This is a genomic window from Streptomyces jumonjinensis (assembly GCF_009600885.1).
Lineage (GTDB): Bacteria > Actinomycetota > Actinomycetes > Streptomycetales > Streptomycetaceae > Streptomyces > Streptomyces jumonjinensis.
In genome coordinates this window covers 70,245-70,494 of sequence record NZ_VCLA01000120.1, presented here as the reverse complement: position 1 = coordinate 70,494, position 250 = coordinate 70,245, and the positions used below count along the sequence as shown (strand labels likewise).

At 73.6% G+C, this 250-nt stretch carries 1 protein-coding gene; it reads right to left on the bottom strand.

Going from position 1 to position 250, the window contains the following annotated elements; all coding sequences use genetic code 11:
* Window positions 1-250 (bottom strand): BTAD domain-containing putative transcriptional regulator (locus FF041_RS38960; RefSeq protein ID WP_267133192.1); only part of this gene is annotated, 250 nt, incomplete at both ends.

The window sequence follows — 250 nt, the reverse complement described above, 5'->3', positions numbered from 1 at the left end:
CGGTCCCGGCACATTGGCCAGCGCCTCGCCGTCCCACAGCCCCAGCGACTCGTCGATCAGCGCCCGCGCCCGATCGCGGTCGCCGGCCGCCCGCGCCTCCTCCGCCGATGCCGCCAGCCCCTGGGCTGTGTACAGGTCCAGGCGCTCCCACTCGATCCGCAGGGCATAGCCGCCGGACTCGCTGACCAGTACGCCGGAACCGAGAGTCTTGCGCAGCCGGGAGGCATAGGTGCGGGTGACGGCCAGGCTG